This window comes from Sphingopyxis sp. (assembly GCF_016793825.1).
Classification (GTDB): Bacteria; Pseudomonadota; Alphaproteobacteria; order Sphingomonadales; family Sphingomonadaceae; genus Sphingopyxis.
This window is the reverse complement of sequence record NZ_JAEULM010000050.1, coordinates 39,347-64,901: the sequence shown is the minus strand read 5'-3', so window position 1 is coordinate 64,901 and position 25,555 is coordinate 39,347. Positions and strand designations below refer to the sequence as shown.

The 25,555-nt window shown below is 64.8% G+C and carries 15 protein-coding genes; 5 read left to right on the top strand and 10 right to left on the bottom strand.

Annotated elements, in window-relative coordinates:
* Positions 1-476 precede the first annotated feature (476 nt).
* The 10 genes from nadA to JNM03_RS17500 form a co-directional block, all read right to left on the bottom strand.
* Positions 477-1,466: a quinolinate synthase NadA gene (gene nadA / locus JNM03_RS17545; protein ID WP_294038615.1), complete on the bottom strand. Its 990-nt coding sequence runs from the start codon at positions 1,464-1,466 to the stop codon at positions 477-479.
* 91 nt (positions 1,467-1,557) lie between these two features.
* On the bottom strand, positions 1,558-2,328 hold the full coding sequence (locus JNM03_RS17540) for a hypothetical protein (RefSeq protein ID WP_294038613.1): 771 nt from the start codon (positions 2,326-2,328) through the stop codon (positions 1,558-1,560).
* A gap of 66 nt (positions 2,329-2,394) precedes the next feature.
* Complete coding sequence (locus tag JNM03_RS17535; protein WP_294038611.1) at positions 2,395-3,036, bottom strand: DUF4230 domain-containing protein; 642 nt, start codon at positions 3,034-3,036, stop codon at positions 2,395-2,397.
* Between the two features lie 112 nt (positions 3,037-3,148).
* Positions 3,149-4,066 carry an MBL fold metallo-hydrolase gene (locus JNM03_RS17530; protein ID WP_294038696.1) on the bottom strand — a complete coding sequence of 306 codons (918 nt, stop codon included), beginning with the start codon at positions 4,064-4,066 and terminating at the stop codon, positions 3,149-3,151.
* A 139-nt stretch (positions 4,067-4,205) separates the two neighbouring features.
* Positions 4,206-5,909, bottom strand: coding sequence for a M56 family metallopeptidase (locus JNM03_RS17525; protein WP_294038609.1), 1,704 nt, complete (start codon positions 5,907-5,909; stop codon positions 4,206-4,208).
* Positions 5,906-6,274, bottom strand: a complete 369-nt coding sequence (locus JNM03_RS17520; RefSeq protein WP_294038607.1) for a BlaI/MecI/CopY family transcriptional regulator — start codon at positions 6,272-6,274, stop codon at positions 5,906-5,908. Before JNM03_RS17520 ends, JNM03_RS17525 begins: the two co-directional genes overlap by 4 nt.
* Positions 6,275-6,674: 400 nt before the next feature.
* Complete coding sequence (locus JNM03_RS17515; RefSeq protein ID WP_294038605.1) at positions 6,675-8,402, bottom strand: cytochrome c biogenesis protein DipZ; 1,728 nt, start codon at positions 8,400-8,402, stop codon at positions 6,675-6,677.
* 101 nt (positions 8,403-8,503) lie between these two features.
* On the bottom strand, positions 8,504-8,836 hold the full coding sequence (gene grxD, locus JNM03_RS17510; RefSeq protein ID WP_294038603.1) for a Grx4 family monothiol glutaredoxin: 333 nt from the start codon (positions 8,834-8,836) through the stop codon (positions 8,504-8,506).
* Between the two features lie 50 nt (positions 8,837-8,886).
* Complete coding sequence (locus JNM03_RS17505; protein ID WP_294038601.1) at positions 8,887-9,120, bottom strand: BolA/IbaG family iron-sulfur metabolism protein; 234 nt, start codon at positions 9,118-9,120, stop codon at positions 8,887-8,889.
* A gap of 10 nt (positions 9,121-9,130) precedes the next feature.
* Positions 9,131-9,457: a DUF1476 domain-containing protein gene (locus JNM03_RS17500; RefSeq protein ID WP_294038599.1), complete on the bottom strand. Its 327-nt coding sequence runs from the start codon at positions 9,455-9,457 to the stop codon at positions 9,131-9,133.
* A 265-nt stretch (positions 9,458-9,722) separates the two neighbouring features.
* Here JNM03_RS17500 and JNM03_RS17495 point away from each other — a divergent pair, with 265 nt between their 5' ends.
* The 5 genes from JNM03_RS17495 to JNM03_RS17475 all read left to right on the top strand — a co-directional run bounded on the left by JNM03_RS17495 (position 9,723) and on the right by JNM03_RS17475 (position 25,509).
* Positions 9,723-12,779: a CHAT domain-containing protein gene (locus JNM03_RS17495; RefSeq protein ID WP_294038597.1), complete on the top strand. Its 3,057-nt coding sequence runs from the start codon at positions 9,723-9,725 to the stop codon at positions 12,777-12,779.
* 4 nt (positions 12,780-12,783) lie between these two features.
* Positions 12,784-14,859, top strand: coding sequence for an adenylate/guanylate cyclase domain-containing protein (locus JNM03_RS17490; protein WP_294038595.1), 2,076 nt, complete (start codon positions 12,784-12,786; stop codon positions 14,857-14,859).
* Positions 14,846-15,610 carry a hypothetical protein gene (locus JNM03_RS17485; protein ID WP_294038593.1) on the top strand — a complete coding sequence of 255 codons (765 nt, stop codon included), beginning with the start codon at positions 14,846-14,848 and terminating at the stop codon, positions 15,608-15,610. Before JNM03_RS17490 ends, JNM03_RS17485 begins: the two co-directional genes overlap by 14 nt.
* Positions 15,611-15,789: 179 nt before the next feature.
* The gene (locus tag JNM03_RS17480) at positions 15,790-17,616 is read left to right on the top strand and encodes a ShlB/FhaC/HecB family hemolysin secretion/activation protein (protein ID WP_294038591.1); all 1,827 of its coding nucleotides are present in this window, start codon (positions 15,790-15,792) and stop codon (positions 17,614-17,616) included.
* Positions 17,617-17,646: 30 nt separating this feature from the next.
* A complete protein-coding gene (locus JNM03_RS17475; protein ID WP_294038590.1) occupies positions 17,647-25,509 on the top strand; it encodes a hypothetical protein in 7,863 nt (2,620 codons plus the stop codon).
* Positions 25,510-25,555: the final 46 nt, after the last annotated feature.

The following is a 25,555-nucleotide window of genomic DNA, read 5'->3' as shown; positions in this document are numbered from 1 at the left end:
CCTTTCGGGGGCCGGCCTCACCTGAAAAGCCCTTCATCATCTCGTCCGTGCCTCTGCCGAAACAGTTGCTCTTTCAAAGCGATGGACTGCTTTTCTGTACCTGACCGGGTCCGCTTCAACTCGTGGGAATCGCTGCGTTCCGTGACCAGGATATCGATCGACTTCCTCGTAAACTCTGCCCGTTACCTTCTGGCTAGTCTTGCAACTACCCTTCATGTCCCGGCGACTTTTCGTCTCTGTCGTCCGATGATTTGAAGCTGTCACGAACCGTTTTCGTCGCCAACAAAAAAGGCGCGCGAAAGCGGCTTTCGCCTTCCGTGCTTGTGGATAACTCCGGCATTAGCAACAAGCGGATTCGCGGCGGTATCTTTGTAACAAGCCAGCAGCATTTTCAGATACGATTGCCGCAATGCAGCAAACGGACCGCCGGAGCGAATCGCGCCCTGCCGGCCCGAAGCCGATCGCTGAGTCGCGAATCAAGCGCGGCCCAGATCGCCCTTTCCGACCGTACCCGACGCCATTTCGAGCATCCGGTCGAGGCTCTTGCGCGTAGCAAGACGGAGACCTTCCTCCATTTCGATCTGCGGCTTGAGATCGCGAAGCGCCAGGTAGAGCTTCTCCATCGTGTTGAGCGCCATATAGGGACAGATGTTGCAATTGCAGTTCCCGTCGGCGCCCGGCGCGCCGATGAAGGTCTTTTCCGGCAGCGCAAGCTCCATCTGGTGGATGATATGCGGCTCGGTCGCGACGATCAGCGTGTCACCGGGAAAGCTCTTTGCGAACTGCAATATACCGCTGGTCGAACCGACATAGTCTGCGTGATCGACGATGTGCGGCGGGCATTCCGGGTGCGCGGCGACCGGAGCACCAGGGTGTTGCGCCTTGAGCTTCAGCAGTTCGGTCTCGCTGAAGGCCTCATGGACAATGCACACTCCCGGCCACAGCAGCATTTCGCGCCCGAACTTGCGGTTGAGATAGCCGCCGAGATGGCGGTCCGGGCCGAAGATGATCTTCTGGCTTTCCGGGATCTGGCTGATGATCGTCTCGGCGCTGGACGATGTGACGATAATGTCGCTGAGCGCCTTCACCGCCGCCGAGCAGTTGATGTAGGTCAGCGCGATATGGTCGGGGTGCGCTTCGCGGAATCTTTTGAACTGTTCGGGCGGGCAGCTGTCCTCAAGACTGCATCCGGCGTCCATGTCGGGCAGGATCACCGTCTTTTGCGGACTCAGTATCTTTGCGGTCTCGGCCATGAATTTCACGCCGCAGAAGGCAATTACATCGGCATCGGTATCGGCGGCCTTGCGCGACAGTTCCAGCGAGTCACCGACGAAATCGGCCAGATCCTGTATCTCGGGCTTCTGATAATAATGCGCAAGGATAACGGCGTTCCGCTCCTTGCGAAGGCGCTCGATTTCGGCGCGCAGGTCGAGACCCGAGAGATTCTCGCGAATGGGAGCAGTCATCGCTTTTCCTTATGTGGCTTTTGCCTTGGGCGCCCCTCTACACCGCACCTGCCAAGAGGGCAATTCGCGGCGCGCACCGTCACCAAGTCTCTCACATGGGCGGTGGCGGACCAAAGGCAAGACCCGACAGCGACGCACCCGGATGTCCTGCGGTGACCCAAGCGTAGATGGCCTCCCCTATGAGCGAGAAAGCGACAAGATGAGCGATCAGGACGGGCGCGACGATACCCATCGCCCCGAGCCACCACGCGGGATGGACGTGCCCGTCGCGTCGCCAATCACGAAACGCGCCGATGAGAGGAAAGACAAGCCCGCAGAGCGCCGCAATATTCCAGGCGTGGGGCGTCATCAGCGGCATAGGCAACAATCGACCGAAGGCCGGCCCGAGGATGGCCGCCATCGCGCAAAGCTGGAGGCGCATGTGCCAGTCGCGACTGTGACGTAAAGCGAGCGCCGCAGCGACGAGGAGCGCGAAACAGATGATGTTCGCCGGATTGGCGATCAAAAAATGCTGCGGCTGAAAAAAGAAGGGCGCGGTGCCGCGCTGGACGACGTCGATCGTGATCCAGAAGCCGAACACGACCATCATCAGCACCCACAGCGCCGCGACCTGCCCCAGTCGACGATGGAGCTTCGCACCGCCGCGAGACCCGAGCCAGCTCTGCGTCACAAATATGGCAACCCAGCCCATGAACACGAGCGCATGGACGTGAACGAGCGGGCGCACCGCAAAAGTCGAGCGCCCCATCGCCCATTGCATGGCGAAACCCAAGACGATGATGACCGACATCGCGGCGGCGCTGCGAAAATAGAAACTATCGTTGCCCGCTGCATCGAGCGGCTTCTGCGCCAAGCTTGCCACGTCCCTGTTCCCCTCCCGGACACCCGCGCAAGATAACCCAGCTAAGCGGGTGCCGAAAGCCGCGAATTATCCCGCAGGCGTATCGGCAAAGCGTGCCGTCACCCTGGCGTCGATTCCTGCGGCCTTCAGCGGCATTGCAAAACTCTGCTCAACGGCGGTGCGCGCCGCGCCCCGGGCAAGACGCATCGGAGTCGCGCCCTTCGCCTGCCTGATCAACTCCTCCTGTGCCGCCTTGCGGTTCGCGGCGTCGAGCGTCTTTTCGGCATCGGTGAGGGTCAGCAGGATTTCGCCGTCGCGATATTCGCTGATTGCGTCGAGATCGATCTCCGGCCCCGCCAGCCGCAGCGGCGGCAAGGTGACGGTCAGCGCATTGGTCGCCGCGTCCCAATCGAGGTCGGCCTGCCTCAGCCTGGCAAGGTCTAGCTCGTAACGGACCGTGCCGGGCATGATCAGCGTCTTCTTGGCACTCAGCCCCAGCCGGCTCTGCGTGGAGGTCACCACCGCAACATAGCGCGCGGTGAAGGGCACAAGGACATTCTGTTCCTGCAATCCCTGCAAGCTGGCCGCAACGACGGTTTCGGGGTCATAGCCCCGCTGCCAGTCACGCCACGCCGCGACAACCCACCAGGCGGCCAGCGCGAACAATGCCGCCGCAGCGAGCAGAATGACACGCGGCAGGAGACGCGGTGCGGCAGGAGCATCAGTCATGGCGCGGTACAATCCGAACAAGCATCGCATGGATCGACCGATCGTCCGCCGGGGATGGCGCGAGCACCATGTCGGGCAGGCGCGGCGGCGGCGAACAACAGCGGCAGCAGCATCAGCCAAGCCACCATTCATCACCCTCGGTCCGCACGACCCCGCGCTCCTTGAGGTCGAGCAGGTGCGCGAGCACCGAACGGCCGGCGGCGCCGGTCAGTCGCGGGTCGAGCCCTTTGTACATATGCGTCACCATCTCCGGGATTACGCGCGTGCCTTTTTCAAGTTCCCGCAAAATCTGCCGTTCACGCTGCTTCCGGTGACCGAGCATGCCGCGCACCAGCTGCCGGGGCTTGGTCACCGCCGGGCCATGCGCCGGATAATAGACGCGGTCGTCGCGGCCATAGAGTTTCGACAGGCTCGCCATATAGGCCGCCATATTACCATCGGGCGGGCTGACCACGCTGGTCGACCAGGCCATCACATGGTCGCCCGTGAACAGCGCGCCGCTTTCGAGCAACCCGAAGCAAAGGTGGTTCGAGGTATGCCCGGGCGTCGCCACGGCCTCCAGCGTCCAGCCATCGCCGCCGATCCGCTCACCGTCGGCAAGGACGCCGTCGGGCGCATAATCGGGGTCGAACGCGGAATCCGCGCGCGGCCCATCGTCGCGCAGGGCAAGCGGCGCGCAACCGATGATCGGCGCGCCCGTCGCTTCCTTGAGCGGCGCGGCGGCGGGCGAATGGTCCCGGTGCGTGTGGGTGCACAGGATTGCGGCAATGCGCCGCCCCCGGGTGGCGCGCAGGATCGCATCGACATGGCCGGCGCCGTTCGCATCGGGGGGATCGCCGATGCTCATTCCCGATCCGGTGGGCCCCGGATCGACCACCGCGACGTCATCGCCGGCACCGACGATCCAGGTCTGCGTGCCGGTGAAGGTGTAAGGCGACGGGTTCGGCGCGAGGACGCGGCGCACCAGTGGCTCATGCTGTTCGCAATCGCCGGCATGGATCGTATCGGGCCAGGGCTTTTCTTCGCTCATCGCGCCCATGTGGCATCGCGCCGGCGAAAGGAAAAGGGGCGCGAACGCGAAAAAGGGAGCCGCATGGCGCCTCCCTTTCCCCGCCCCTGCCGCCGACCCCACCGGGGATTGGGGGCCGACGTCGAAGCTGTCGGCGACCTTAGTCGGCCGATTTCTCGATATCCGCGATCGCTTTATCGAGGTCGCTGGCGACCTTCGCACGCATATCCTCTGACAGTCCTCGCGCCGCTACGCCCTTGGTGAAGCTGTCGCGCGCCTTTTTCAGCGCCGAAAGGCGGGCCGCCTTGCTCTCGGCCGTGTCGCCGCAGCGGATCATCACGATCCGTTGGCGCTGATTACCGTCGGCCTCCTCGCGATTGACGATAGGCGCCGTCTTCGATCCGTCGGCGCATTTACCGACGACCATCGCCTTGCCGTCAACCGAACTCCACGCACCATATGGTATCACGGCCGTTGGCGGGAGGGGCGGCATCGGCGGCAACGGGGCCATCGAAGTCATCGCGGTACGCATGTGTTCGCGGCGCCTTGCCTCCAGCTTGTCGGCAATGGCTTCTGCCTTGGCGCCAGTAATGCCCTGTTCCTTCAGCGTCGCGATCACGTCGTCCCGCGACAGGCCAGGTGTGCGGAGTTCAATTCGCCTCGCCTTGCCATCGACGGGGGCAAGCATCATCGACGGATGACCCTTGCCGTCGCCTTCGCCGTCGCGGCGAATGACGATGCGATGGACTTCGCGCGCCTTGCCGTCCGCTTCCGTGGCTCCACCACTTTGTTCGTCGGTAAAGATCATCACGCCGGGCGCAGCGGGGGCCTCGGGCGGCAGCGGCGCGTCCGGCACCGACGGCGGCGTCGGCGGCGTCGGCGGGGCCGGCGGCTCGGCGATGTCCGCCTGCGCGCTGGCGGTAGCGGCGGGCACCAGCGTCGCGGTGGTCGCGAGCACGGCGAGCGCCGCGCCGCCGACCAGCAGCTTGCCGACCAGGCCGCGCTTCTTCGAAATATCCTGCCTCATGAGCATCGTCAGTCTCTCCTGCAAATTGTCGTGGACGGCCATCGGCGCGGCGAGCGACAACCGTGAGCCGACGGCGGCCTTGGCGATCGCGATGGCATAGCGGGCGGTGCGCAGATCGCGGGGCGCATCGTCGGTCATCGTCAGAACCCGCGCATCGCACGCCGCCTCCTGATCAAAACGGAAGGCGCGGATCGCGCGCCAGGCCAAGGGATTGAACCATTGCGACGCGAGCATCAGCAGCGCGGCAGCATTGGCCCAAAGATCGCCGTGACGATGATGCGCAAGCTCGTGATCGATCGCGAGCGCGCGCTCCTCCGCCGCATAGCGACCGAAAAAGTCGCGCGGCACGGCGACGAAGCGACGCGCAAGACCGAAAGCGACGGGGCCATCGACGGCGCCGGTCATGACCAGCCGAACCCGACCGATCGGTTCGAGCTCGACGCCCTCGGCCAGCACAGCACGGCGAAAACGCCGGTGCGAAATCCACGCCGCGACGAGGACAAACGCGACGCCTGCCGCCCATAGCGCAAAGACATGGGGAAGAAAGTCGACGAAGGACCAGGGCGCTGCGGCCGGCACCGGCGTTTCTGTGAGGGCATCGACTGGTACCAGATACAGTGCCTCGTTCGCCGGCAGCATGGGCGCCGGCTGCGCCGGATCGGCGAACGGCAAAGGCGGAAGCACCATGCGCAACGCCGGGACAAGCCACAGCATATAGGTGAGGTGCGGACCGAAATGACGCGCGAACGGTTTGCGGATCACCAGAACCGCAAGGACGAGAGCAGCCGTGGTGATCATCGTGTCACCCCAGGCCTGAAGGATCATGTCGGCGCTCATGACTTGAGCTTCCGCAGCAGGGCTTCGATCTCGGCGATATCGGTGTCGGTCAACGCCTCCCGCTCGGCAAGATGCGCGATCAGCGGGCTCACGCGACCGCCGAACAACCGATCGACGAACCGCTGCGATTCCTCGCCGACGGCCTCGGCCCGCGCGACTGCCGGGCGATAGAGATAACGCCGCCCGTCGGCCTCCGCCGTGACCGCGCCTTTCTGGACCAGCCGGGCGAGCAGCGTCTTGACCGTCGCCTGGGTCCAGCCGTTGATCTTTCCTATACGCTGCGTGAGGTCGGCCGCGGTCTGCGGGGCCTTGTCCCACAAGGCCGACAGCACCTGCATTTCCGAATCGCTTGCTCGTTCCGCCATGCTGGAAACCCCTCCCGTTGGCGCTGATCTGCAATGCGACTACAAATGTAGTCATTCTGCTGAACGCTTCCTGAACAAAAATGGAGGCGCCTTTCGCTCCCGTCGCGAAGATCGGGAGGCTCGGCATGTGTCGGGAATTTTGACAGAGGCAAGCGCAGGTAACGATTCGCTAACCAGCGTCTGCCCCGGTAATCCGTGAAGGCGGCAAATTGGCACGCCGCTTGTATGGATATGGATGTTCCCGAGTGTTCCGCTCAATCGAGCGGTGGGGGGCATCGGTCTGGTCCCTGATGCCCCCTGCCCTCACTCCGGAAATCCCCACTTGCCCCCGATGCAAACGGGGGGCGGAGCGGCCTTCAAGGCCCCGCCCCCCGGATGCTTTTACCCATCGCGACCGAATTCAGCCGAAAGTGAAGGCAAAAGCCTGAGCGCCGGGATCGAGAAACTCGATCTGGAACACACGCTCCTGCGGACCCTGTTGGCGAACGAGCTGGTAGAGCCGCTGGCTGGTCACCGTCCCATTGCCCCCGGCGTCGATATCGAGACCGTGATCGGTACCGGGCGCCTTGCCGTCGATCGTGATGCGGAATCGGACGGGTTGCGTGCCGTCCCCGGCACCAAGGACAAGATGGAGGTCGCGGCCGCGAAAGCGGAAGGCGATCCGCGCGCCGGGAGCCGCCGACACAGCATGCTCGCCGCCGACGATCCATGCGCCGCCAAGCGCCCAGTCGTTGCGGACGGCCAGCACCGGCAGCACATAGTCATGCCGCGCATCGCGGACGAAACCGCCGGGCGATGCGAAATGCTGTGCGCGGTCATAACCGAGATAGGTTTCGGGTGATCGATCCCTGCGGGTACTCTCCCCCTCGCCAACCCCCTGCGCTTCGACCACCGCCGTATCCATCGCCCCCAGAGCGACGCCATTTTCGGCGATCAGGCGCTGGATGATCTTTTCCGATTCCGCCTGATGCCCCTCGCCGAAACGGGCGGCGCGAACGCGCCCCTTGGCATCGATGAAATAATGCGCGGGCCAATATCGATTGTCGAAGCCGCGCCAGATCGCATAGCGATTGTCGAGCGCGACAGGATAGGTGATGCCCAGATCCTTGATCGCCTTCGCGACATTGTCCGGATCGCGCTCGAAGGCGAATTCGGGCGTATGAACACCGATAACGACCAGCCCCTTGTCGCGATACTTCGCCTCCCAAGCCTTTACATAAGGGATGGTGCGCAGACAGTTGATGCACGAATAGGTCCAGAAATCGATCAGCACCACCTTGCCGCGCAGCCCCTCGGCCGTCAGCGGCGGCGAATTCATCCAGCCGGTTGCGCCGGCCAGTGAGGGGAATGGCCCCATGTCCGCGAGCGTATCGCCGCCCGGCATGGCCTTCGGCATGGCGCCATCAGGGTGCAGACGTTCCAACAGCGATTGTTCGAAGCGCGCGGTACTGGCGAGCGACAGACGGGTCAACAATCCAGTGTCGAGGCCCAGCCCGATGGCGACGACCCCGGCCAGCACAGCCGCTCCCAACGCCTTGCGCACCCATTCGCCCGCCCGGATCGACCGCTTCATCGCCGCGAACACCCGTCCGCCGACCAGCAGTGCGAGCGCAAGCGACGTCGCTGCGCCGAGCGCATAGGCCAGCAACAGTAGCGACGTCTGGGCGCTCGCCCCCTGCAGCGCTGCGCCCGTCAGCAACAGGCCGAGCACCGGCCCTGCACAGGGGGCCCAGAGCAGCCCCGTAGCAACGCCGAGCAGCAGGGACGAGAGAAAGGAAGATCGCGCATGACCGCCCGAAGCGTTCTGCGACAGCCGCGACCCCAGCGCGACCAGCGGCCGCGTCGCACGGTCGGCAAGCGCTGGAAACAACAGCAGCAATCCGAACAGGCCCAGAATGACGAGTGCGGCCAGACGGCCATAATTATTGGCCTCGACAACCCATCCGCCACCGACCACCGCAAGCGTTGCGACGCCCGCGAACGTCACCGCCATCCCCAGGAGCATCGGTAGCCCGCTGCGCACGAACGGCTGATCCGCGCGCGCGAAGACGAAGGGTAGCACAGGCAGGATGCACGGGCTGACGATCGTCAGCGCGCCACCCAGATACGCAAGAAGAAACAGGATCATGATGCACCATATCCCCGCGGCAGGAACCGGCGCCTATGTTCCAGATGTAAGGCCGCTCGTCGAGAGGTCACCCGCACGCGCCTATTCGGCGCGCGACCGGCCTATTCCGCGCGCGTCGGGACGCCGTCCATGAGCTGGTGCAACTCGCCGGCCTCCCACATCTCCATCATGATGTCGCTGCCGCCGATGAATTCGCCCTTCACGTAAAGCTGGGGAATCGTCGGCCAGTCCGAAAACTCCTTGATCCCCTGACGGACCTCCATGTCCTGCAACACATCGACGGTGTCATATTCGATCCCCAGCCGGTCGAGCATCGCAATCGCGCGCGACGAAAAACCGCACTGCGGAAACAGCGGCGTGCCCTTCATGAAAAGCAGGACGGGATGGTCGCCGACGAGCTTGGCAATGCGGTCGTGGGTGGCAGGGTCGCTCATGTACAGTCTCCGGTGGCGCTGCGGCGCCGAACAAGGTTTGCATCTCGTTCCTATGAAGGAACGGCGGTGGTCAATTGCAAGGCATGAAGTTCGCCGCCCATGCGCCCGCCGAGCGCGGCATAGACCGCCTTGTGCTGCGCCACGCGGGCCATGCCGCGAAAGGATTCGCTGACGACATGCGCCGAATAATGCTCGTTGTCGCCGGCCAGATCGGTGATGGTCACGACCGCGTCCGGAAACGCCGCCTCGATCATCCCTTTCAGGTCCTGTTCGCGCATCCCCATGGCGGCAGCCTCAGTTCTGGCTGTCGATGAACTGCCGCCGCGCCTCGGCGGTTTTTTCGTTGAGAACGGCCCGAATTTCCGCATCGCTGATTTCAACCTGCGCAGCGGTGAGGTCGCCCGCCAGCTTGCGGATCACATCCTCGTCCCCCGCTTCCTCGAAATCGGCCTGGACGACCGCCTTTGCATAAGCGTCGGTTTCCTCGGGCGTCAGGCCCATACGCTGCGCCGCCCATTCACCGACAAGCCGGTTGCGGCGGGCCGTGATACGGAACTGGATGTCCTGATCGCGGGCATATTTCGCTTCAAAGGCCCGTTCACGATCGTCGAATGCGCTCATCTTTGTTCCTCGTCGGATATTAAGGGTCTGTCCCCAAATAGGTCGGGGCGCGGACGCGCGCAAGGCGCTGTGCCGCAGATCACTTCCCTTTTTCAAACGATGGGTTTAGGGTCCGCGCCGACGGGAATGGGTCGTACCGCAGCACTGTAAAGACTGCGCCATGCCGCCGGAATAGCGGACGTGGTGCCTTGAGGTTTGGCTTGGGGGATTGGTGATGACCGCTCGACGTCCGCATTTTCTGTCGGTTCTTGCCGCATTACCGCCCATGCTGGGTTTGGTTGCGCCGGGAACCGTACAGGCACAGGTCGGCGACCCGACGCTGCGCGACAGTTTCTCGATCGGCGATCAGGGCGGCTCGCTTTGCGAAGTGCAGGCGACGGTTCGCGATTCCGTGGTCAAGGGCATGTTCGATCGCGCCTGGACGATCGTCTGCCGCGATGCGAGTCAGCCGATCGGCTATGTCCGCGTCCTCCGCGCCCCGCCTGCCGAGGCGCGGGCGCGCATCGAGCAGGGCCGCGCCGGAACCATTCTGTGCGCCGCCGACGGCACCTGCACGGTCAAGGACAGCAATGTCGGCTGGACCACCCGGATCGAGGAGGCCGGCGATACTACTTACACCGCAGAGGGTTTCACCGCCTATGACGACGCGCTGAACCTTGCGCTCGAATCCATCCGCGATCACAAGGTCGCCTCCGGCCAGATCAGGGTCGCAACGACGTCCGTCGGCGGCAACGACGGGTTTGCGCGTACCCTCGCGGGAACGATCGACGTCGACAAGGCGCTGGCCGAGGGATATCGCCGCAACCACAGCGGCGATTACGCCGAAGCCGCCGAATTTTTCGAAGCGCTGTCGCGCCGCGCCGTCGAAGATCAGGCCGCTGGCGATCTCGATCCCACCGAATTCACTCTGAACCGCGCACTTCAGCGATCGAACCTCGGCGAATTTGCCGAAGCCGAACGGCTGTTCGCCGAGGTCGAGGCGATCCCGACCGGCGACCCGGTACAGCTTCGCCTCCGTCGCAATTTCCGGGCGATCCACGCACTCAATCAGCGCGACTATGACGGCGCGGCGGCGTTGCTCCAGACGCCGATCCCGCCACTGACGAACGCGGTGACGGTCGAAGCCGGCGCAGTGACGCTGACTCCCGAGATCGTGGCCGGCGTGAACAGCGGCAACAACGCCCGAGCCGTCCGCCAGACCGGCGACCGCGAGCGCTTGACCCCACTTGAACGCGCCCAGATCATCGATGCGCAGGCCGTTCACCTGCTCGGCACCGTCGAACGGCTGCGCGGTAATCCAGAGGCGGCAAAGGCCGCACAGATCAAGGGGCTGGCCGACGCAATCGCAGTGCGCGAAGGCCGTGTGACCTCGATCGTCCGGCTCCGCTCGCAAATGCTCGGCGAACTTGCGCTGGCCGAGGAGGCGGTCGGCGACACGGCCGCAGCCGACGCGCGCTTTCAGGAGTCGATCGGCGCGCTCGCGGTGGAATATCCCGAAACAAATGCCCTCGCCTCCGCGCGCGCACGCTATGCGGCATTCCTCACCCGCCACGGACAGGACGACAAGGCGCTCGGCATTTATCGCGACGTCGTCGCGGCGCTGGCGGGATCGCAACGTTCGACGACCGGAATGGCGAACATGATGGCGCCCTATTACCGGTTGCTCGCAAACCGCTCGGCGACAGATCCCACGGCGGTAAGCGACTTCTTCGTCGCCAGCCAGTTGCAGGTGCGCCCCGGCGTTGCCGACACGCAGGCGGTTCTCGCCCGCGAATTGTCGGCAGGCGACGGCGACGGCGCACGCCTGTTCCGGCAGGCGACGACGCTCAATCGCGATATCGAGCGCGCGCGGATCGAGGATGCTCGCCTCGCACAGCTTCCCGTCACGCCCGAGGTCAACGCGATGCGCGCCGACCTCAAGACCCAGATCGACAACCTGTCGTTTCAGCAGGCGGAAACGGTCGCGAAGCTGTCGGCCTATCCGCAATACCGCGTCGTCGCATCGGGCAAGCTCGATCTGGCCGAACTGCAACAGGTGTTGCGTCCCGACGAAGCCTATCTGAAGATGCTTGTCGTTGGCGATGCCGTCTATGCCATGTTGATCGACAGCAAAGCCGCACAATTGTGGCGCACCGACGTCAGCAATCAGGGCCTCGAAAACGCCGTCGACAGCATCCGGTCGACGATCTCGATCGTCGAAAACGGCAAGCGCGTTACCTATCCCTTCGACGCGATCACCGCGCGCAAACTCTATACGCAGCTCTTCGCCCCCGTCGCCGACCGGCTGCCCGGCGTTCCGCACCTGATCTTCGAACCCGATGGCGCAATGCTGCGATTGCCGATCAACCTGCTGATCACATCGGATACCGGACTTGCCGCCTATGAGCAGCGGGTCAACGATCCCAATGCCGATGCCTTCGACATGCGCCAGATCGCCTGGCTGGGCCGGGCAACGCGACCGAGCACCGCGGTTTCGGCGCTCTCGTTCCGCAATGCCCGCCAGACGCCGCCATCGAACGGCAGCCGCGAATATTTCGGGCTAGGTCAAAATCTACCCGTGGTCGGGGGCGTCTTGCCGTCGACCGGGACGCGCGGCGTGGCCGGGGGTGCGGCCGACGGCAGTTGCCAGTGGGACGTCACCCAGTGGAGCCGACCGATCTCGGCCGAGGAGCTTGTCACCGCGAGCAACACGATGGATCGCGGTGCGGCGACGCTGCTTACCGGCGGCGCCTTCACCGATACCGCCGTGAAAAACCGCGGCGACCTGTCCGACTATCGCATCATCCACTTCGCGACGCACGGCCTCGTCACAGCGCCCCACCCCTCGTGCCCCGCGCGTCCCGCGCTGGTGACCTCGTTCGGCGATCAGGATTCGGATGGCCTCCTTACCTTCCAGGAAATCTTCGACCTCAAGATCGATGCCGATCTGGTCATTCTGTCGGCCTGCGATACTGCCGGCGCGGCCTCGGTCGCCGCGACGCGCGAAGCCGGCGTCGCCAGCGGCGGCGGCAATGCCCTCGACGGACTGGTCCGCAGCTTCATCGGCGCGGGCGGCCGATCGATCATCGCAAGCCATTGGCCCGCGCCCGACGACTTCGATGCGACCAAGCGGCTGATCGGCGGACTCTTTGCCGCAAGGCAGGGAGAGAGCATCGCCGACGCGCTATGGGCGACGCAGGCAAAGCTGATGGACCAAAAGCAGACTTCGCACCCCTATTACTGGGCGGGCTTCGCCATCATCGGCGATGGCGGTCAGGCGTTGCTGCACGGCCCGACCTCCACCGCGCAAAACGGGGAGGCTGCAGGCCGCGGCGCCCGCTGATCCGATGACGACACCTGCGATCGAACCCGCGACGGAAGAGGCGCGCGCCGCGGCGGTGCCGCTCGGCAAGCGCATCCGTCGGCTGGTCATGGAACTCGGCCCGTCGCGGATGGTCGCCACGATGTTGTTCCTGATCGTCGCCACGCTGTTCGCGCGCTTCAGCTGGCAGATGCCGCTCGTCGGCGACGCCGAACGTGCGCTGTACGATGCGCGCGCGATGGTGATGGCGCCGCATGTCGAACAGGACAAGCGTATCGTCATGGTCACCTATAATGACGAAACCCTGTTCAACACCGGCATTCGATCGCCGCTCGACCGGACGCTGCTGGCGAACGCGCTCGCCAACCTCGACCAGATGGGCCCGAAGGCGATCGGTATCGATATCGTGTTCGATTCACCACGCCCCGACGACGACCTCCTGAAGGCGCAGCTCCGCGCGATGAAGACGCCGACATGGCTGGCCTATGCCGAGCAGGCGAGCAATCCGAACACAATCTTTTATGAGCAGCAGAAATATCTCGAATCCTATCTGGCCGACGTCACGACCGACAGGACGAAGCCGACCAGCGTGCTGTTCCGCACCGACGGCGACGGGGTCATCCGCAATTGGCCCGACCGGCCGAAGAACCTGCCGCCGCTGATGGCGAACGCGCTCGCGCCCGTCGATCCCGGACATGCCAACTATCGGGGCAATATTCGCTTTCTCGTGCCTGCCCGCGTCGCCAAGGGGCAGGAAGAGCCTGTATTCGCGAATATTCCGATCGACACCTTCGCGATGCCGATGGACGCTGAAACGCGCGCGGGTTTTGCGGAACTGGTCAAGGATCGCTATGTCCTGATCGGCGGCGACGTCATCGACAACGACCAGTTCAACATCCCGCTCAGCCGCTTCACCGATCCGATCACCGGCCAGCACGAAACGATGATCGGGTTGGAAGTGCATGCGCATATGCTGGCGCAGCAACTCGACAACGACTGGTCCAATCCCCTGCCCGGCGCCGCGCTGTGGGCGCTTGCCGTCCTCGTCGTCCTGGCCGGCGGGCTCACCAGCCTCGTCGACATGCGCGCGCGCTGGGTGGCCGTCGCCTTTCTGGGCCAGATGGCCTTCTTCGTCGCCTTCCCTTTCTGGCTGCAGGGTCATGGTGTCGATACGACGACCCTTCCCGCCTTCGGCTGGGCGCTCGGATGGCTGCTGGGTTATGCTGCAGTCGGCACCGCCGCGCGCACGATCGGGTCGCGTCAGCGCGCTTTCGCGCAATCGGCGCTCGGCAAATATCTGCCCGCCGACGTCGCGGCGCAGATCATGCGCGACCCCGACCAATTGTCGCTCCACGGGGAGCGCCGCAACATCTTCTGCGTATTCACCGATCTCGAAGGTTTCACGAAACTCAGTCATGCGGTGACGCCTGAAACCGTCGCGCGCCTGCTCAACGAATATCTCGACCGCCTGTCGGACGTCGTGCTCGAACATGGCGGGACGATCGACAAGTTCGTCGGCGACGCGGTCGTTGCCTTCTGGGGCGCCCCGCTCAGCCGCCCGAACGACGGACCGCAAGCTGCGGCTGCGGCGCTCGCCATGTACGAAGCGGGTGAAAAATTCCGCGTCGACCTGGCGGCCGAGGATGTCCCTCCGCTCGGCATGACGCGTGTCGGCCTGCACGTCGGCGACGCGATCGTCGGCAATTTTGGCGGCGAGGATCGAATCCAGTACACCGCGCTTGGCGACAGCATGAACACCGCCTCGCGCCTCGAATCGGCGAACAAGAGCCTCAAGACCGGCGTGCTGATTTCGGCGGAGGCCGCCGCGCGGGCCGACCGCGACGACCTTGTACCGATGGGCCGCGTCACGCTGCGCGGCCGCGCGCAGCCGGTCGATGCCTTGACCCCGCGTCCCGACCTGCCGCCCGCTCAGCGTGCGCGCATCGCCGAACTGGTCGCGGCGCACGCCGCCGGAGATAAAAACGCCTATGTGACCTGCGCCACAGCGCTGGTTCGCGAATTTAGTCAGGATCCATCCATAATGTTCCTGATAGAACGCCTGAACGAGACCGAAAGTGGAGAAAGCTATGTCCTTTCCTGATTTCTCGATGCGCCGCATCGGCCTGACTGCCGCCGCAGCCGTCGCGGCGATTGCCTTCGCCGGTACCGCTGCCGCCCAGTCGATGGTCGTCCGTTCGACGGGCCCGTCGGCCGGAAAATATCCGACTGGCACCAAACTCAAGTCGACCGACAAATTGTCGCTGGTCGCCGGCGACAAGGTCGTCCTGATGCAGTCGGGCAAGACCCGGACGCTGTCGGGGCCGGGTACGTTCGGCGCGACGGGCCAGATCCAGGCAAACCAGAACATGGGCGCCACGGTGACCCGCATGCTTTCGACCGGCCCGACGATGCGGTCGCGCGGCGGGTTCTCTCGCGGCGCCGAGACCGATACCCCGATCAACGTGCGGGCGCCGAACCTGTGGCTGCTCGATTATCGCGAGGCCGGCACCTTCTGTGTCGTCGATCCCGCAACGTTGATGCTGTGGCGCCCCAACATGGAAGGCGACACAGCACTCGAGATCGAAAGCGCTGGCAAGAAGGCGACGGTCGCGATCGTCGATGGCGCCAATTTCCGCAAATGGCCGACCGACACGCTGCCGGTGCAATATGGGGTGGATTATCGCCTGTCGGGCGCCGGCCTTGCCAGGCCCGTGACGGTCCGTTTCGCCGCGATGGGCACTGTCCCCGACACGGTCGAAGGGTCGGTCGACATGCTGATGGCCAAGGGTTGCTCACCGCAGTTAAACCGCCTTGTCGACACGATGTCAGAAACTGAAACAGCGGGTGGTTAACGGAATCCGGTTTGCATTGAACCGTTTCGGGCCATCTGATAACAATCGGACAAAAGCAACCGCAACAAAGCGGTAAGTCCTTTCCTTGGGTCGAAAATTCGCACTGCCGGACCAGCGGCGGGCACCGGAATTTTGGCGCGTCCGCCGCTCGCGGACGTGCGTGTACACAAGGGGTGGTAATGACCGACAAGGGGCCTTTCGACGCCATCGGATTCGCGGCGCGGGCGCGAACCGCCATGCACAGGACGCTAGCCTGTTCGGCTGGGCTGGCCGCTCTCTCAATCTCATTTGCAGCACAAGCGCAGATTGCGCCTTCGGTCCCGACGCGCGAAGAAATCCAGCGCCCGAACCTGCCCCCCGCGACCCCGCCCGGCGAACAGGTGGTGACGGCGGACGACAATATCGAACGCGCGCCCTGCCCGCTCGCCAACCCCGAATTCGCCAATGTCCGCGTGACGGTGCGCGACGTACAGTTTTCTCAGGTCGAGGGCATCGACTCCGCGATGCTCGATGCAAGCTGGCGCGACAAGGTCGGGCAGGACCTGCCGATTGCGGTCGTTTGCGACATTCGCGACCGCGCGGCCACCATCCTGCGCGCCAAGGGCTATCTTGCCGCCGTCCGCGTCCCGCCGCAGACGATCGGCAACGACGGCGTCGTGCGGCTGGACATTCTGTCGGCACGCATGACGCGGATCGAGGTACGCGGCGATGCCGGCGCCAACGAGGGACTGCTGCAACGATACCTGTCGCGACTGGACGACCAGCCGGTGTTCAACATCGTCGATGCCGAACGCTACCTGCTGCTTGCCCGTGACATTCCGGGCATGGATGCGCGCCTCACGCTGCGTCCGGGTGCGGTGCCAGGCGAGGTCGTTGGCGAAGTTACCGTCAATCGCACCCCGATCCTGCTCGATGCCAATATCCAGAACTTCGGATCGAAGGATGTCGGCCGCTGGGGCGGTGTCGCGCGGGTCCGCTTCGCGGGCCTGACCGGGATGGGCGACCTCTCCACCGCGAGCTTTTATTCGACCCCTGACTTCGACGAACAGAATGTGCTGCAACTCGCACATGAATTCCGCGTTGGCGGCGAAGGTCTGCGCCTCGGCGCCAGCTATACCTATGCCTGGACCCGGCCCGATCTAGCCAATTTCCCGGTGAAATCGACGACCCAGATCGTCAGCCTCTTTGCATCTTATCCGCTTGTCCTGACGCAAGCGCGGCGCGTCACGCTGGGCGGCGGACTCGATATCATCGACCAGGACATCGGCCTCGGCGGCATACCGCTGAACCGCGACCGCATCCGCGTTTTCAACCTGCGCGCCGACGCGAACTGGGTGGACCCCGCTTCGGTAGCCGGCAAGAGCGGCTATAGCCCATCCGAACCACATTGGGGCATAGCAACCTCGATCGAGGCACGGCAGGGCGTCAATTTCCTGGGTGCGAGCGATGACTGCGGCCCCGGCGGCGCCACCTGCTTCCTGCCCGGCGCGGTGCCCCTCACTCGCGTCGAAGCTAAGCCCGACGCCTTTCTGCTCCGCGCTACGGCGCAGGCCGAATGGCGCCCGCACAAGCTGTTCACGCTGGCCGTTTCGCCGCGCGCGCAATGGTCCAGCGATCCGCTCGTCGCCTATGAAGAATTTTCGGGCGGCAACTTCACCGTCGGACGCGGCTTCGATCCCGGCACGATCATCGGCGACAGCGGCGTCGCGGTTGCGGTCGAGGCTCGCTATGGTTCGTTCGTCCCGGCCAACACCCAAAGCTTCGCTGTTCAGCCCTTCGCCTTCTTCGACGCTGCCTGGGTGTGGAACAAGGACACGGCGTTTAACGGACTCGACCCGCAAAAGCTCTATTCGGCAGGCGGCGGTGTGCGGGTCGCCTATGGCGATGTCGCGCGGGTGGACATGACGCTTGCCGTGCCGCTCAACCGCGGCGGCTTTCTGGCCCAGAAGCCCGATCCGCGCTTCCTGATTTCATTGACGACCCAATTCGGCGTGAAGGCGCGCTGAGCCATGACGTTTGCATCGAGGACCCATGCCATGCGTGCCACTGTCACCCCCTCGCCCATCCGCAAGGGCAAGCGCCGCCTGCTGAGCAGTTGCGCGATCGCTGCGGGAATAGTGGCGCTGGCCCATGGCGGGCCGGCGTTGGCGCAGGTCGCCGGTTCCGGCACGATCACGCCCCTTCCCAGCGGCCCCACGTCCAATACAGGCGTGAACCCGTCAACAGTAAACGTCAGCGGCGCGCAGACCATCATCGACTGGACACCGTCCAATTCGCCAGTCAGCGGTGTTATCGATTTCCTGCCCACAACCAATTCGCTGACGTTCGTCGGCAACACCCCCGATTACATCGTTCTCAACCGCTTTGTCGGCACGGGGAGCAACCAGGTCGGGATCAATGGCGAAGTTAACAGCTTCCTGAACGTCCCTGGGGTCGGCAACCGGCAGGAAGGCAATATCTGGTTCTACAACGCGGGCGGCATCCTGATCGGCCCCGATGCGGTGTTCAATGTCGGCAGCCTCGTTCTGACCAGCAATGCCATTGATACCACCGACGGCCTTCTTGGCCCCGGAAATACGATCCGATTCAGAGGGGTATCTGGCAATGTGGCGCCCGTAACGGTCCTCGGTACGATCAATGCGGACAATGTGGCGAACCCCGGCACAAGTTATGTAGCGCTCGTCGCGCCGCGCGTCGTGCAGGCAGGCAACGTCGGTGTCTATGGCTCGGCCGCTTATGTGGGCGCCGAACAGGCCGATATCCGTATCAATGGTGGCCTCTTCGACATCAATGTGCTGGTCGGTGCCGAGGGCGGCAACGTCATCACGCATACCGGCACGACGACCGGCCCCGAACAGCAGGCAGGCTCGACCGCGCCGGCACAGCGCATCTATATGGTCGCCATCCCGAAAAATGTCGCCGTCGGCATGCTGGTATCGGGTCAGGTCGGCTATCAGGACGGCGCGATCACCGCGACCACCGATTCGGACGGCTCGGTCGTCCTGTCGGCGGGCTATAATGTTACCGAGGGCGTTATCAATGCGGCGCCCGTCAGCGCCGTCGGCGCCGACATCACCGTGAACGACGTCATCTTTCGCAGCAGCGTGACCGCTCATGCCAGCGGGGCCTTTCTCGGTCAGCCGCTGGCGACGCTGCCGACGCCGGGCGGCCCGGTCTCTGTCGTTCCGCCGCCACACCTCGGGCGCTTCCTTGTCGAGGGCGACGGCACCTTCATAGGCGATACGAGTTCGACGCTGAATATCAGCGGCAATCGCATTGCCGGCGCCACGGGAACACTCACGATCCAGTCGGACGGCAGCGGGACAAGCGTCGGGAACGCCGCCGTCAACGTCGACAATGGCGGCGGCATATTGACCGTCGGCGGCCTATCGGTCGTCGCGGGCGGCCCGGTCGACGCCGCGACGGGAAACCGCCGCGGGGGTAATGCTGCGGTCTCGATCACGTCCGGTGGCCGCGTACAGACGTCCGCGCTGCAGGTCTCGGCCGCGTCCACCGGCGCAATCGGCGCGTCGGGTGCGGGCGGCACCGGAACAGGCGGCACGGCCGGCCTGACGATCAGCGACGCCGGCTCGCAACTTGTTGCCGGAACGGTCAGCCTCGATGCCAGCGGTTTCGGAGGAGGCCTGTCGACCAACGCCAGTGGCGTGACATCCGCCGCAGACGCCTCCGGCAACGGCCAAGGCGGCACAGCGCTGCTGACCATAGGAAACGCAGGCAGCCTGATCACAAGCGCGGGAATCGATGTCAGCGCTTATGGCTTTGGCGAAATCGGCAACGTACAATCGGGAAGCGGCACCGGCGGCACGGCCCGTGTCTCTATCAACGGAACGCCGGGTCTCACCTCGACGGCCTTTCTCACGATCAATGCGGCCGGCTTCGGCGGCGGCATATCGCAGCGGTCGCCAAGCGAAATATATTCGGCGCGCGGAGGCAGTGGCAGAGGCGGCACCGCTGACCTGCTGATCACCGGCGGTGCCTATTCGGGGCTCAACCTCGGCGACGTCGGGCTGAACGCGGCGGCGAGCGGCGGCGGTGCCGGCAACTCCGAAAATACGATCGGTGGTAACGCGGCCGGCGGAACCATCAATGTAACGATCGATGGCGGGGCCACGCCGTTCATCAGCAACCTGTCGCTGAATAGTCGCGCCGATAGCGGCGGATCGACCAGCCCGACCGGTCTGACCGCGCTTTCGGGGAATGCGCAGGGCGGCAGTATCAACGTCACGGCCAGGGGCGGATCAGCCCTGCAAGTCGGCGGAAATGCGACGATCGACGTCGCGGGCCTGTCTGCGGCCAGCGAGAACATCGGGAGCGGTACTGGCGGCAACGTCACAGTGTCGGCGCTGAGCGGCGGCGCGATAACGTTTAGCGACGGCGTCAGCGTGAACGCCTTTGGCGGCAGCCTGTCGAGCGGCCTCCCGCAAACGGTTGGCAGCGGCACTGGCGGCACCGTGACTATTCTTGCCGACACCAGCGGCTCGATCGGTGCCGCCTACTACGACCTCGACGCGCGGGCCAATGTCGTCAACGCAAACGGAAACAACGGCATCGCACGCGGCGGGCGGATAACCATGACCGCGCTGAACGGCGGCCTGGTCGAATCGCTCAGCGACGGCCTCGACTTCATGGGCGTCAACGCTCAAACCGGCTATAGTCAGGGCGGCAGCTCGGCAACCGGCGGGGACATCACCCTGTTCGCGAACGAAGGGACGATCCGCCTTGCCAATCTCATCCTGAGCGCCAGCGGCTTATCGGGCGGCGCACTCGTCCCGGGTGAAGAGCAACCCGTCGGCCTGGGCGGCAATATCGTCATCCGGACCGGGTTCAGTTCGGCCAGTCAAATGAACATCGTGACCTTCAGCGGCAGCGCCGATGGACGCACGCTGGCCTTTGTCGAAGGCAGCGGTGGTGGAAATTTCGAGCCTTCCGGCGACGGCCAGGGCGGCACCATCGCCATTGAGGCGAACGGCGCCGATTTCACAATCTCGGGGGGAGCGAACCTGACGGCCAACGGCTACGGCGGCCTTGGCGGAACCAGCGCCACCGGTCGCGGAGGATCAGCGACCTTCACGCAGATCGCCGGGGACGTCAACGTCGGCAACATCCAGCTCAGCGCCAACGGCATTGGCGGCCAGATGGAAGGTCGCTCGGGCGAAGGCATCGGCGGCGACGCATCGATGATTTTCTCCGGCGGCGTCTTCACAGGCGGCGACGTCAGCGTGACGGCGAACGGGACGGGTGGATCCGCGTTCGACGGCGATGATTTCGATTCTTCCAACATCCTTGCGGCGGGAGCCGGCGGGGATGGACGCGGCGGCAATGCCCTGATCCGGGTCGAAAACGACGCCGTCGTCAACACGGCCGTGCTCGCCGCCTATGCAAGCGGCACCGGCGCCGCCGGCGGCGATTTCTATTCCTACAATGGTATCGCGGGTTCGGGCGCCGATGGCGGCAGCGGTCGTGGCGGCAATGCCGACATCAACCTTCTGTCGGGCGAGGTCAACAGCGACGCGATAGTTGCCGATGCCGGCGGTTTCGGTGGCAGCGGCGGCAGCCTGGTGGATTCCTCCAGTTCGGGTTCCCCAATCGGCGCCAGCGTGGGCGGAAAAGGCGGCGACGGTAATGGTGGCTTCGCCACGATCAACATCGGCTCCACGCTGCTCGACATCAGCGAAAGCCTGTCGAGCCGGGCATCAGGCGCCGGAGGAAACGGCGGCGACGGTTCGATCGGGGGCAGCGGGGGCGCCGGTACGGGAGGCCTCGCGCAGGCGATCGTCGATAATTATGATGCCGGCGACCTCGCACTGTTGCTCGACACATCGGCGCGCGGCGGCAATGGCGGCGATGGAAGCGACGGCAACGGCGGCAATGGCGGCGATGCGATCGGCGGGCGCTCGCGGATCGAAGCGACGGGCGAAGGCGCCTCGATCACCGTATCGCAGGCGAACTTCGAAAACAGCGCCGTCGGCGGCAATGGCGGTTCCGCAGGCACGGCATCCTCCTCGCGCCCCCGGACCGGCGCCACTGGCGGCAACGGCGGTTTCGGCATGGGCGGCGAAATCGAAATCGTCGCGACCGATCGCGGAACCGTGGGATTGGGCATCGGCCGTTCCGGCGGCAACCTGTTTACCAGTACCGGAACGGGTGGTGACGGCGGGCGCGGCGCCGACAATCCGGGCACGATAACGCTGCCCGGTGACGACCTTGTCCTCGGAACGCCGGACGACATCATCCAGGGATTGCAGGGTGGTAACGGAGGCATTGGCGGCGAAGGAAGCGGCGGGACCGTTCGCCTGTCTGCGGCCGGCGGAACAATCACGTCGGGAGGTGCAGCCGTCGAAATCTCGGTGGCCGGCATGTCGGGAGATGGCGGCGCCGGCGGTACTGGATCGGGCGGCGTCGGGAATTGTTGTTCGTCCTTTATCGATTTCGGCGGTCGCGTCATTTTCGAAACGCTGACGACCTCGGCCGGCGCGGGGCGGATTTCACTGGGTGACACGACGATCGAGGCGAGTGGCGGCGCGGCGGGACGCATCGAAATGCACGCCGGCGGCAACATCACGATGTCGAGCCTGGTCGCCGACACCTTCGGTTTTTCCTTCCCCACCAATAACAATACGAGTGAAATCGCACAGGGCATCTTTCTTGAGACCAACGGTGGGACGATCAGCACGACCGGCGAGATGACGCTGCGCGCCAGCGGATCCATCGGCGTTTACGGTCAGGACGGCGGGCTTGTGAGCGCCGGAGGAAACCTGACCATGGCGGCCGACGATCAGGTCGATCTGCGGGGTCAAACCGGGAATCCGACCGTGTCCACGGGCGGCGATTTCCTGATCACGGCGGGCAACAGCATCAGCGGCGCGGACGGCTCATCGCTGGATGCAGACGGAAGGCTTCAGCTGAACACCACAAACGCGAATGCCTATATCGACGTCGATCGCATAAAAGGCGGCGAAATCGTCATCAACACCGCCGGCCACGCGGACGTCGAACATGCCGAAGCAGACGACAGTCTTCGCGCCGAAGTCGGCAGCTTCCGCACAGGTCGCAACTCGATCATCACCGGCGGCGACATCCAGATTACGGCCGCCGGCGCGGTGAATCTCGGTAACTCGACCGCAGGCGGCTTCGTCTCTGTGATCGGCCAGTCGATCGACTTCACCAACATCGACGGAGGCTTCTTCATCGGTTTGACCGCGACAGGAACCAGCCCCGGTTTCGAGGGCATCCGTGGCGGGACGATAACAGGCGACGGCAATGTCTTGCTGAACGGGAACAGCATCGACATCGATTCGATCACCGCGGATGGATATCTGTCGGCCTTCGCGTCAGGCGGCAATGTAGCGATTGATCAGGCGAGCCTCGCGCAAAGCATCGACATACGGGCACAGGGTAACATCACAGGCGTCTATGCAGGGGGCGAAGACGTGTTCCTGCAAGCCGACGGCGACATCGTCGCGTCCGCCAGAGCCATCGGCGACGGCAGCAGCAGTAGCAGCGGCTCCCCCGTCGCGGCGAGCGTATACGCCGAAGCGGGTGGCAACATTTCGCTGACCGACAACCAGGCCTCGGGAATGTTCGGCGTCAACGCTGGCGGATCGGCCAGCATCGACGGCGCAACGGTCGGCGAGGATATGCTTGTCCTCGCGCAGGGCACGGCAACGCTGGCCAACGTCACGGTGGGCGATGACATCGACGTGCGGGCCGCCGGTAACATCCGGGCGACCAATGTGCGCGCGACGGGTCTCGGTCCCGACGGCTTCCAGCTCAACTACTCGCCTTCGAGTGGCTTCACCATCAACCAGGGCGAAGGATCTTCGACGCTGGATGGCGCCGATATCGACATTCGCTCCTCTGGCGGATCGATCAATGCGGCCGAACTATACGCCGGCGACGACATCTTCCTGTCCGCAGCGACGATTGCCCTGAACGGCGCGACGACGTTCGGCGTCGGCATCACGGGCGGCGACAGCAGCATCCGCACCACCGGCGGCGACACCAGCATTTCGGGATTGAACGCATTCAGTGACGTCCTGATCGATTCGACCGGTACGGCGGATGTCACGGGCACCGTCATCGCGGGCCGGAACGTCTCGATCAACGCCGACGCCGTGACCCTCGCCAATCTCGTGACGCCGGGAGGTCAGACCATCGACACGATCAGCGCCGGCGGCAACATCGGCGTTACGTCCGCGACCGACATCACAGGCGGCGCGCTGACGGCCGGGGGCAGCCTGACCCTGACCGCCGACGGCGCCATCGCCATCGATGAGGCCGCGAGCGGCGAAGACGCGGAATTGACGCTGACCGGCGTGGACGGCATCGATGCGAACATTTTGCGCAGCCGCGGCGTGATGACGTTGACCAGCGACGCAGGCGCCGTACGGGTCGGCAGCCTCAGCGTGCGCGATACCGTCAGCGTCGATGCCGACAGCCTGGACATCGGAACCAATGGCCCGGTCGAGTTCGCGAATATCGTGACCGACGTCGGCGACGCGGCGATCCGGGCAAACAACCGCCTGATCATCAACGCCGCCAATATTGCGGGCACGGCGCGCTTCAGCGACACTGGCGAGCATATCATCATTCGCGACCTCACTGCCGGAGCCGCCGATTTCGACGCCAACGAAATGCTGTCGATGACGAACGTCAGCGTGGTGGGCGATCTGGATGCCAACGCGGGAACTACCATCGCAATCGACGGCACCGTGACAGGCCTCGATATCTCGCTGGCGTCGGCCGACATCTCGATCGCCTCCAGCGGCCGCGTGGGGACCGCCGAACGAACGCGGAGCCTGGAAGTCGTCAACAACGACGATGAACAGCAGACCTTCGTCGGCGGTACCGGCAGCAAGAACGGCTATCATATCGATGCCGACGAACTGACGCGCCTGTTCGCCGCCGACATCCAGATCTTCGCGCCCGAGGTCAATACCGTGGGTGGCGGATCGGTCGGCAGCGCCGCTCCACCCGATGTCATCGTCGATACGTTCACGATGACCGGGGGCTCGCCGGGATCGAACATTGGCCCCGGCGGGTCATTGACGATCACCACGCCCGGCAAGATGCGCGTGCTCGGCAACGTCCGGTTGACCGGCCTGTCCGACTCCAATGCCCTGAATCTGGTCGCCAACGACGCGCTGGAGGTCATTCTGGGTCAAGGCACGGTCCGCCTGCTCGGCGCCAATGATGCGCCCGGCGGTATATTGCGCATGGTATCCGACGACGTCATCGTCGCCACGCCCGCCGCAATCACCGACGTCCGAAACGCGAACTCGATCGACGCGATCAGCGCGCGGCTCGCGCAGAATGACGGCATCGTCCTTGACGAGGGTGCGCTGCTCGCTCGCCGCATCGCTTTCGAAGTCGGCGGCGGAGCCTATGTCCAGAACAGTGGTTCAGGCACCGACTTCAGCCAGCGGCGGGGCCTCACGTTCGGCGCCGGAGGACTAGATGTCCTGCCGAGGGGAACACCGCGCATCGTGCTCAACGGCGTCCACCTTGGCGCGAACGGCCTCGTCACCGGACTCGACACCATCCAGTTGCTCACCATCGCCGGCTCGCCGGTCCCCAGCGGCGGCACGGCGAGCGGGCTGGGCTTCGATCCCCGATCGACGCTCAACGGCTGCTTCATCGCCAACACCGGGGCGTGTACGAGCGTCACGATCGAAATAGACCGGATGTTCCCCGTGCAGGATGTGATCGAGGACGAAGACGGCGACGGAAGCGACGGTGACGGCATCAGCCTGCCGACGGCGCTGATCACGATGCGCGATCTCGACCCGCTCTCTGGCGAGCCGCTGCTCGACGATCCAGTGACCGGCGCGGGCAACGACGACCTGTGGACGCCGGCGACCGACACGCAGCAGCCCTGAGCCTTTCGGTTGACGGCATGCATGAGAGCAAGGCATGGGCGCGGTC